At 59.1% G+C, this 8937-nt stretch carries 9 protein-coding genes; 3 read left to right on the forward strand and 6 right to left on the reverse strand.

Translation table 11 applies throughout. The features are described 5' to 3' along the window. The first annotated feature begins 319 nt into the window (after positions 1-319). Entirely contained in the window at positions 320-943 is a 624-nt protein-coding gene (locus AB4043_RS09570; protein WP_442301256.1) for a UbiX family flavin prenyltransferase, read from the forward strand. A 190-nt stretch (positions 944-1133) separates the two neighbouring features. Here AB4043_RS09570 and AB4043_RS09575 read toward each other — a convergent pair whose 3' ends face one another. Further along, positions 1134-2084: an alpha/beta fold hydrolase gene (locus tag AB4043_RS09575; RefSeq protein WP_442301255.1), complete on the reverse strand. Its 951-nt coding sequence runs from the start codon at positions 2082-2084 to the stop codon at positions 1134-1136. A 4-nt stretch (positions 2085-2088) separates the two neighbouring features. Further along, positions 2089-3654, reverse strand: a complete 1566-nt coding sequence (locus tag AB4043_RS09580; protein ID WP_442301254.1) for a UbiD family decarboxylase — start codon at positions 3652-3654, stop codon at positions 2089-2091. Between the two features lie 48 nt (positions 3655-3702). Between AB4043_RS09580 and AB4043_RS09585 the strand changes: the two genes are divergently transcribed. Together AB4043_RS09585 and AB4043_RS09590 are read left to right on the forward strand one after the other, a co-directional pair. After that, on the forward strand, positions 3703-4194 hold the full coding sequence (locus AB4043_RS09585) for a GNAT family N-acetyltransferase (RefSeq protein WP_442301253.1): 492 nt from the start codon (positions 3703-3705) through the stop codon (positions 4192-4194). A gap of 70 nt (positions 4195-4264) precedes the next feature. Beyond that, positions 4265-4996 (forward strand): TonB family protein, encoded by a 732-nt coding sequence (locus AB4043_RS09590; RefSeq protein WP_442301252.1) that lies wholly within the window; start codon positions 4265-4267, stop codon positions 4994-4996. Positions 4997-5093: 97 nt separating this feature from the next. Here AB4043_RS09590 and AB4043_RS09595 read toward each other — a convergent pair whose 3' ends face one another. The 4 genes from AB4043_RS09595 to AB4043_RS09610 form a co-directional block, all read right to left on the reverse strand. Further along, positions 5094-6083, reverse strand: coding sequence for a VTT domain-containing protein (locus AB4043_RS09595; RefSeq protein ID WP_442301251.1), 990 nt, complete (start codon positions 6081-6083; stop codon positions 5094-5096). Between the two features lie 130 nt (positions 6084-6213). Next, the gene (locus AB4043_RS09600) at positions 6214-6795 is read right to left on the reverse strand and encodes a Dps family protein (protein WP_442306946.1); all 582 of its coding nucleotides are present in this window, start codon (positions 6793-6795) and stop codon (positions 6214-6216) included. 14 nt (positions 6796-6809) lie between these two features. Continuing rightward, on the reverse strand, positions 6810-7925 hold the full coding sequence (locus AB4043_RS09605; RefSeq protein ID WP_442306947.1) for an HlyD family secretion protein: 1116 nt from the start codon (positions 7923-7925) through the stop codon (positions 6810-6812). 2 nt (positions 7926-7927) lie between these two features. Continuing rightward, positions 7928-8937: TolC family protein (locus AB4043_RS09610; RefSeq protein ID WP_442306948.1), on the reverse strand; the 1010-nt coding region annotated here is incomplete at its 5' end.

The raw sequence follows: 8937 nt of genomic DNA on the forward strand, positions 1-8937 counted from the left end.
GTGCGACACTGCCCTGCGCGGCAAACGAGGCAAAAAAAAGTACCGCATATATGCCCCAACGGAAAAATCTCCCCAACCCAAATAAGCTCATCAGTCCCGTATCTATTTCGATGCAACTTACAACAAACTGTTTACGGCTTCGTAGGCTTCGACCTCCACAACAGAAAAAAGTCGCGACGGGATTGGTTGCTCACCTTGTCTGCGATAGAGCATTTTTCCTGTAGATGTCGCGCGGACTCCCGCATCTATGGGCGTTTTCCGCAATGAAAACGCCACAGCACACCCTTCCGGACTACCCAGCAACAGGGAAAATGCTCTAATGATTGCTGTGAGCGAAGTTATTGTGCAAGAACGGGTTATCACGCTTGCGATTACCGGAGCCAGCGGTGCGATCTTCGCACGTCTTGCTCTTCAGATGCTCGATACCGACCCTCGCGTTCGCCGTATCCATCTGGTTGCATCGGATGCAGCTCTCCGTGTCTTTGCCGAAGAGCTGCAACTAGCCGGCCGCACCCAACTGGTGGAACGTCTTCTTGGCCGAAGCTCAGACAAGATCGTGCATCACGGACAGGACGACATAGGAGCAGCGATTGCCAGTGGGAGTCATCTTAGCCACGGCATGATTGTGCTTCCCTGCTCCATGGGTACTCTGGCGGGCATCGCCAACGGCCTTGCCTCTAACCTCATCGAACGCGCCGCGGATGTCACGCTGAAAGAGCGCCGGCCACTGGTACTGTGCGTGCGCGAGACGCCGTTCAATCGCATTCATCTACGCAATATGCAGCTTGCAGCGGAGGCCGGTGCGACCATCTATCCGGTTATTCCGACCTTCTATAACCATCCTCAAAGCGTCGAGGATATCGCTCGCAACTTTGTTCATCGCGTTCTGGCGCATATCGGCCTTCCGCAGGCTGGGGCGTATGAATGGAAGCCGGAAGATTAAATAGCATTCTCGCTTCGTACAGTCATACTTCCATTACCCGAACGACAATTCAAAAGAGATCGGCACCAGTGCTTGGGACAGTAAAGGCCGGGCCCATGTCCCCGCGGGACATGGGGCACCCCGTGTATGGGTTGTTCGAGATTGGTTGATCCCCGTCCAGCAACCAGGAACTAGCAACCAGCAACTCGCTTTACTTCGGCCATTCTCTGCGGCCGCCGGCGGTTGCGGGCTCTGACGTGAGAAATTCCTTCGTAGCCGCGAAGACGGGCACGGGGCACTCGCGTGGAGCCAAATGTCCGCAGCCATCCACGATCTCCAGCCGCGCTTGCGGCACCAGTTGCTGTAACCGCTCGCCGGTCACGGGAGGAATCAGACGATCCATCTTTCCCCACACGATCAGCACGGGCAGCTTCAAGCCGCTCAAGCGGAAGTCCATCAGCTCTCGCCCGATGGTCATCGCGTGAATACTCCGCTGCGTCACCCATCCATTCTCGGAGGCACGCCGTACAACATCGCGGGATACGAAGTCCGGCAGACGTGTCGGCACCGGCTCCAGAACGCGCAGCAGCTCAGTTACCTCGTCGATRCTCTTCGGCGTGAAGTTGTCGAACGAGAAGTCCACCTGGAAGTAGAGTCCGGCGGTGTCATACAGCACCAGACGCCGAACGCGCTGCGGATAATCGACCGCCAGCCGCATGCTTACCCAGCCACCCATCGACCAGCCGATCACGTCTGGCTGTGCCAGGCGCATGGCGTCCATGAACTGCACCACCATCTTCTCTTCTTCAACGATGGAGTAGTCGGAACCCTGGGGCTTTGCAGACCGGCCGTAGCCTAACAGGTCCGGTGCGTAAACGTGATATCCCTCACCGGCGAAACGAGGCATCAACTCAGCCCAGTCCTCGACACGGCTTCCCAGTCCGTGAACCAGCAATAGCTGCTTCCCGTTCACAGGCCCGGCTTCAACGTAGTGAATCCGGTGACCGTCCAGCTCGATGTAATGGCTGCTTACACCCTGCCGCCACATCTTGTAGCGCAGCAATTGATCGCTCACCCACAGGGGCCGTAGGTAAAACACTGCACCAGCGACGAGAACCACCACCAGAAGACTTCCAAGAATGCGTAAGAACCAGCGCTTCATCAGATCAGTTGAACCCCAGCTTGCGGCAGAGACTGTCGACCCGAGCCTTTATCTCTGACGGCATCTCCAGCATGTCCGGCCATTCGCGGGTGAAGCCTTCTGCGGCCCACTTCCGCGTTGCGTCGATCCCCATCTTGCTGCCGTAGTTCGGCAGACGCGATGCGTGATCCAGAGAGTCCAGAGGACCCAGTGTGAACTGGATATCGCGCTCCGGATCGATATTGTTGGTTACCCGTAGCGTGACCTCGGCCAGATCCTGCACATCGCAGTCCTCATCCACCACGATCACGATCTTGGTGAACATTGCCTGCCCCATGGACCAAATGGCGTTCATCACCTTGCGCGCCTGTCCGGCGTAGCTCTTCTTGATGGAGACGATCATCAGGTTATGGAAGACACCCTCCGGCGGCAGATTCACATCCACAATCTCCGGACAGGTCAGCTTCATCAAAGGCAGGAAGATACGCTCCACCGCCTTCCCCATCCATGCATCTTCCATCGGAGGCCTGCCCACTATCGTGGCAGCATACACGGGGTCTCTGCGATGCGTGATGCACGTAATGTGAAAAACGGGATATTCGTCCTTCATGGTGTAGAAGCCCGTGTGATCGCCGAAGGGGCCTTCGGTACGCAACTCTGTCAGGTCGACGTAGCCTTCCAGCACGATCTCCGCATGCGCCGGCACCTCCAGATCGACCGTCTCGCACTTCACCAGTTCCAACGGCTGCTGCCGCAGGAAGCCAGAGATCAGGTACTCCTCTACTTCGGGCGGAGCAGGCACAATCGCCGCGAAGGTCGTCGCCGGGTCGGAGCCAATCGCTACCGCGACCTCCATCCGGCTGCCACGAATCTTCGTCAGCACCTGCTGCGGCACGCTGCTTACATCGGCAGCGGCTGCCGTTCCCCCCTGCGTCAGGGCCATCACGTTCACCGCATCGGTGCTGTTACCGGCTGCCTCACGCAGGACCTCGCGCAGGTGCTCTGCGGCGTTCTTCTGCCGCTGCCAGTGCATACCGGTTGTCTGACCGTCATAGACCTGCATGCGATACATGCCCAGGTTGCGCTTACCGCTCTTCGGATCTTTCGTCGTTACCAGCGGCAGCGTAATAAAACGGCCACCGTCCTGCGGCCAGGTCTTCAACACCGGAAACTCAAGGACGTCGAAGTTCTCGCGGCGGATGACCTCTTTGCAAGAAGCGTCTTTATTGCTGACGACCCTCGGGAAAAACCGGCCGACCTCTGCAAGCTTGGGCAGCATCTTCAGCTTGTCCATCAGGCCGCCGGGCATCGGCGGATGCAGCAGCTCCTCAATGCGTCCTGCGACTTCATCGAGCGAGTTCACCCCCAGCGCCATCATCATGCGGCGTTCTGAACCGAACTGGTTCATCAGGACGCGGCTTCCGGGATATCCCTTCACGTTCTCGAAGAGGAGCGCCGGACCATCGCTCTTGACCGCACGGTCGGCGATCTCGGCCATCTCGAGGATAGGATCGACCTGCTCGCGGATCCGCACCAGTTCCCCAGCCTGCTCCAACGCCTTGATCCATTCCCGCAAATCCCGAAATGCCACTCGACTCTCCTTACCACCCCTTATCCTACCCTGCGCTACGCTGAAGGCATGCCCCTTCAACCAGCTACACGTGACGATATTCCGGCCATCTGCGCGATCGAGTCACTCTATCCCGCATACATCACCGTGCAGCCGTCGGAACAACATCTTGCCGCCCTCGATGACTCGAATCTCGCTTACCTCGTTGCGCGTCACGCGGACGACAGCGTTGCCGGGTACGTCATTATGGCCGGGCGTCGTTCACCGCACCACATCATTGAACTGCGCCGTATCGCAGTACGCAATCCCAGCCAGCGCCTGGGCCGTCCGATGCTGCTTGAAGCGATGCGGCTCGCCTTCCGCGAGTATGGTGCGCATCGGCTATGGCTGGATGTAGCCGAAGAGAACGAGCGCGCCCAGGCGCTCTACCGTTCTGCCGGCTTCCAGCAGGAAGGAATTCTGCGAGAAGCCCACTATCACGACGGGAACTATACCTCGCTGGTACTGATGTCGATGCTGGAACAGGAATACAGGGAACAAGAAGGTAAGGAACAAACTTAGGGCCGCCAGTGTCTATGGCAGCGTACGCATTCCTCGCTGGATGCGCACTCACATGAAGGAGAGTGCCACCATGCTTGAGTCTGCCCTGATCGAATCCACAGGACGCATTCACACCGCCCGCCGTTACACAGCTATCGCCTCGATTGGTCTCCAGCTAGTTATTGGAGCAGCCTGCATTACCTATCCGCTGCTCTACCCCGAAGCACTTCCCAAGTCGGCGATCACACCGCTACCGCTTCAGCCGCCGATGCCTGCTAAAGCGCCTCAGGTCATCGCGCAGACCGTAGCGAGGACAGTGTTACCGACGACACCGATGGTGGACAACGCATTTACCGCTCCCCAGCATATCCCGCATCTGCCCGATGCGACGCCGGACCCAGGTCTCGCAGAGAATGGCATCCCAAATATCGGCCTCGGCACAGGGAATAGTACGAACAACGTCATCGGCTCAGTGCTTTCGAATCTTGGGCCGACTCCTCCCGTTGTCAGCGTCGTCCCCAAGCCGAAGCCCGCGGTTCAGCGTGTCTCGGAAGGCATTACACGCGGCCTTCTGTTGAAGCCCATCACCCCGGTCTATCCGGCCATAGCCCGAGCCGCTGGAGTCCGCGGCACAGTTATCGTCACGGCGATGATCTCGAAGTCAGGAACGATCGAGAGCCTGCAGGTGGTTAGCGGCCCTGGAATGCTGCGCGGCGCAGCCCTCGACGCTATCCGCGCTGCACGCTACCAGCCTTATCTTCTGAACGGAGAACCCACAGAGGTGCAAACCACTATCACCATCAACTTCACCATGGGCAGCTAAAAAAACGGGCCCATGTCCCCGGGACATGGGGCACCCGGTGTATGGGTTATCTCGAATTTGTCGATACGCCCTAGGAACCAGAAAGTGGCAACCAGAATCAGGCGCTCACCGCAAGCTTTGACCCGGTGGAAGCCGGCTCGACATACTCTTCCAGGGGATATCCGGCCTGCTTCCACCCGTCAAAGCCGCCTTTCAATGGCCTTACGCGGTAGATGCCCAGCTTGTGCAGGCGTAGCGCCACCTTCGCACTGGTCTCCTCGCTCGGACAGGTGCAGTACAGTACCACGTCCCGGTCGCGCGGAATCTGGTCATGCTGCTTCTCCAGCTCCGTCGGTTGAATGCGGACGGCGCCTGGCAACACTCGAGGATCCGGGAGGTAGTCCAACGGATGCCGCAGATCCACGATGAACGGCGCTACCGTTCCGTCTTCCAACGCGGTGTCGATCATCTTTTTCAGCTCAGAAGCGTCCAGACGGAGTTCGCGCACGCTCAAAAGGAACTTGCGCTGCCGCCAGACCTTCTGCACGAGGAAGCCGATGACGAGCAGAACGAACAGAACCCCTGCGAACCGTCCCATCCAGTGGAAGAACGCTGCGTTCCTCTTGGCGATATCGCCGAAGAACCTGCCGGCAAAGATATAGGCGCTTCCCCAGATCAGTGCTCCCAGCCCATCCATCGCCAGGAACTTCGGATAGGACATACCCGTCTGTCCGGCAACGGGCGGAGCCAAGGTGTTCAGGCCCGGCACAAATTTGGCGAACAGCAGGGTCACACCGCCGCGGCGGCCGAAGTACCCCTCCGTCTTCTTGACGCAGGCACTCGCCTCCAGGCTCAGCCGGCAGACCAGCTTCACGACCCGACCGCCGAACCGGCGTCCCAACCACCACCAGACGGAGTCCGCTAGAAGACACGCGATTACGACTGCAGCCAGAGCAATGGAGGCATGCAGCTTGTGGGCAGCCGAAAGGGTTCCCACCGTGAGCAGCGCGGGCGTCGTCGGAATTGGTATGCCGAGCTGCTCCAGCAGGACCCACGTGAACAAAATCACGTAGGCGTACTGCACAAAGAACTCGATGGCGATAGGCATGAGAGTGGCCCCGGAGGAGGTTACATCCTAACTCACTAGATGTATGGATGGGTAAAGAAGGTGCAAAGCAGCAAAAAGAGCCTGCCCCGCCAGGGACAGGCTCTCCTATTTTAGGGCTTCCGAAGTAGATTTACTCCGCAAAGGTCAGCGGCATCTCCACCAGGTGTTGGCTGAGGAACCAGCTCTGCAGCTCATTCGGGCGGAGCACGTCGCTGACCGCCAGATCGTTGGTGCCGTCGTCGCCCGCCTTATCGGCATCCTCGGCGAGCTTACGGCACTCCTCGATGATGACCCGGTGGGCATCCAGCAGGCGTGAGATCTGCACTGGAACCTCTTCCCGACCGCGGGGCGGACGCTGAATCTGCGATACCTCAGCCACATCCGCTCCCATCGCGATCGTGACACCACCCAGCAACTGGATCCGCTCGGCGATCACGTCGACGATCTCCACCTGCTCTTCGAAGTGCTTATCAAACAGAAGGTGAAGCTGGTAGAAGGTAGGTCCCGCCACCTGCCAATGGTGCTTTTTATACATGTCACGGAGGGTGATCGAGTCCGCCAAAAGCTGGTTCAGCTTAGCGCACATCGCTTCACGAACATCGGACTCCAGAGCGTTCGGGAGATCCTTCACCACCGAACCGTACTTCTGGATCTCCTTCGCCTTCTCATGCCAGTGGGGCGTGATCAGGTCTKTGTTCTCAACCTTCTTCATAGCGACAGCCATTGTTACAGCCGCGAGCCAGTGGCTCCGCCAATCTGGGTTACCTTGCCCTTGTACTCACGTCCCCCCAGAGCGTCAACCTTGATCACGACTTCCTGGCCGGGATGCATCTTATCGAGCTGGGTCTCCTTGAAGTTTGCCGTCACCCAAAGGTTCTCCAGCGGCACGATGGTCAACAGATTCTGTCCGATGGACAGGTTCGCCCCCACCTGGACATTCTTCTTGTTCACAATGCCCGTCACCGGGGCCGTGATTTTGGTGTAGCTCAGGTTCAGCTTGGCCTGGTCGATCCGTGTCTGTGCCTGCCTGACCTCGGCAGCGGCGGCAGCGGCGCGAGCCTCCTGCACTTTGACCTGTTGAGGACCATTCTTGGCAGCCTGAGCAGCACTGGCCTGAGACTGAATCAGCTTCTGTTGCGATTGGCGGACCGCTTCCTGCTGAGCCACCAGAGACGACTGGGCTTCAAGGTACTGCGCCTTCTGTGCGGCAGCCGTCGCCACGGCGGCGTCGAACTGCTGCTTCGAGATCACGTCCTTGGCTACAAGAGGCGTATACCGTTGTACGTCGAGGTCGGCTTTGGTCAAGTTTGCCTTCGCCTGCTCCACCCGGGCATCGGCAGCAGCGACCTGCTTCTGCGCCTGCGCCACGGCGGCGATAGCTCCCTGGACATCAGAACTCGTCGTCGAGGTTTCTGTACGAGTGCTCAGGCTCGTGATCGGCACATTCACCGTTGCCTGCTCGTAGGAGGCCTGGGCATTCGCCAGCTGCGCCTCGGCCTGCTGCAGCGCTACCTCGTAGTCCTTCGGATCGATCTCCGCCAGCACTTTGCCGGCCTCGACCGTCTGGTTGTCTTCCACGTAGACCTTGATGACCTGGCCGGTCACACGCGAGCTCACCTGGTACAGATCGCCGTCTACCTGGGCATCATCGGTGTCTTCGGTGAAGGTACTGCGCCAATAGAACAAACTGCCCGCCAGTGCCAGCAGCACCAGCACCGCAATCACGATGACGCGCCGCTTGGCCTTCTTCTCCGGCTGCTCGGGCGCCGTGTCATCGCTGCGCTCCTGCACAGCCTGCGGCTGAATCCTCTGCTGTTCCTGATTCTGTTGTCCGTCCGCCACGGTCACTTTCCTCCCACGTAATCTTTGTAGTTCGTCTGCGCTACACCCAAAGCACGCGCCAGCTCCAGCTTGGCGAGATTGTGTTGATACAGCGCACTGATGTACTGATCGTTTGCCTGCGCGGACTGCGCCTGCGCTTGAGACACAGCAAGGTTATCGCTCACTCCCGACTTGAACCGCTCCTGAGCTTCACTCAAAGCCTCATTCGCCGTAAGCACATTGGTATGCGTTGCCTCTATCAGCTTCGCCGCGGACTGAATATCCAGAATCGCCGTGCGAATATCCTGATTGACCTGCTGCACCTTATCGGCAAGCTGAGCCCGAGCCGTCTGGTAACTCGCGTCCGCTACTTCTTCATCGCCATGCGTCTTCGCAATCTGCAGTAGCGGAGCCTTGACATTGCCGCTTGCCGTATAGGTTCCGTGCGAGTGGCCAGGCGTGGGTCCGATATCGCCGTAATCACCGCTCACAGTCACAGCCGGAAGCTGCTGCGCCCATGCCGCCGTCTTCTGGGCATCCGCGCCTTTCAGCGTTTCCTCAGCAGCGGCCAGATCCTTCCGGTTCTTCAGCGCCTGCTGGAAGGCTGCGTCGGCATTCAGCTCCTCCAACGGAGCGAACGGAGCCGTATCTGTCAGGCGGAACTCCTGCTCCAGAGGAAGGCCGATCGTGCGTGCAAGAGCGAGTTTGTCCTTTGCCAGGTCGTTCTTCGCCGAGATCAGTTGCTGCTGCTGGTTCTGATAGTCCACCTGGGCCCTCAGAACATCGAGCTTCGGGCTCGTGCCGGCATCGTGGGCGGCTGTCGCCTGATCCAGGCTCACCTTCGACGAGTCCACCTGGGCCTGCACGCTCTCCACGCGCGAGGCATCCGCGATGCATAGCAGGTACGCATTGCCTACTGTCAGCGTGACCATGTCACGGGCATCTTCCGCGTTCAGCTTCGATGCCGCGAAGTTATGTTTCGCCGCGATGTAGTTCTCCAGCGACTGCACATTGACCACAGACTGTGACAGGT

Origin of the sequence: Terriglobus sp. YAF25 (assembly GCF_052113305.1) — a bacterium.
Lineage (GTDB): Bacteria > Acidobacteriota > Terriglobia > Terriglobales > Acidobacteriaceae > Terriglobus.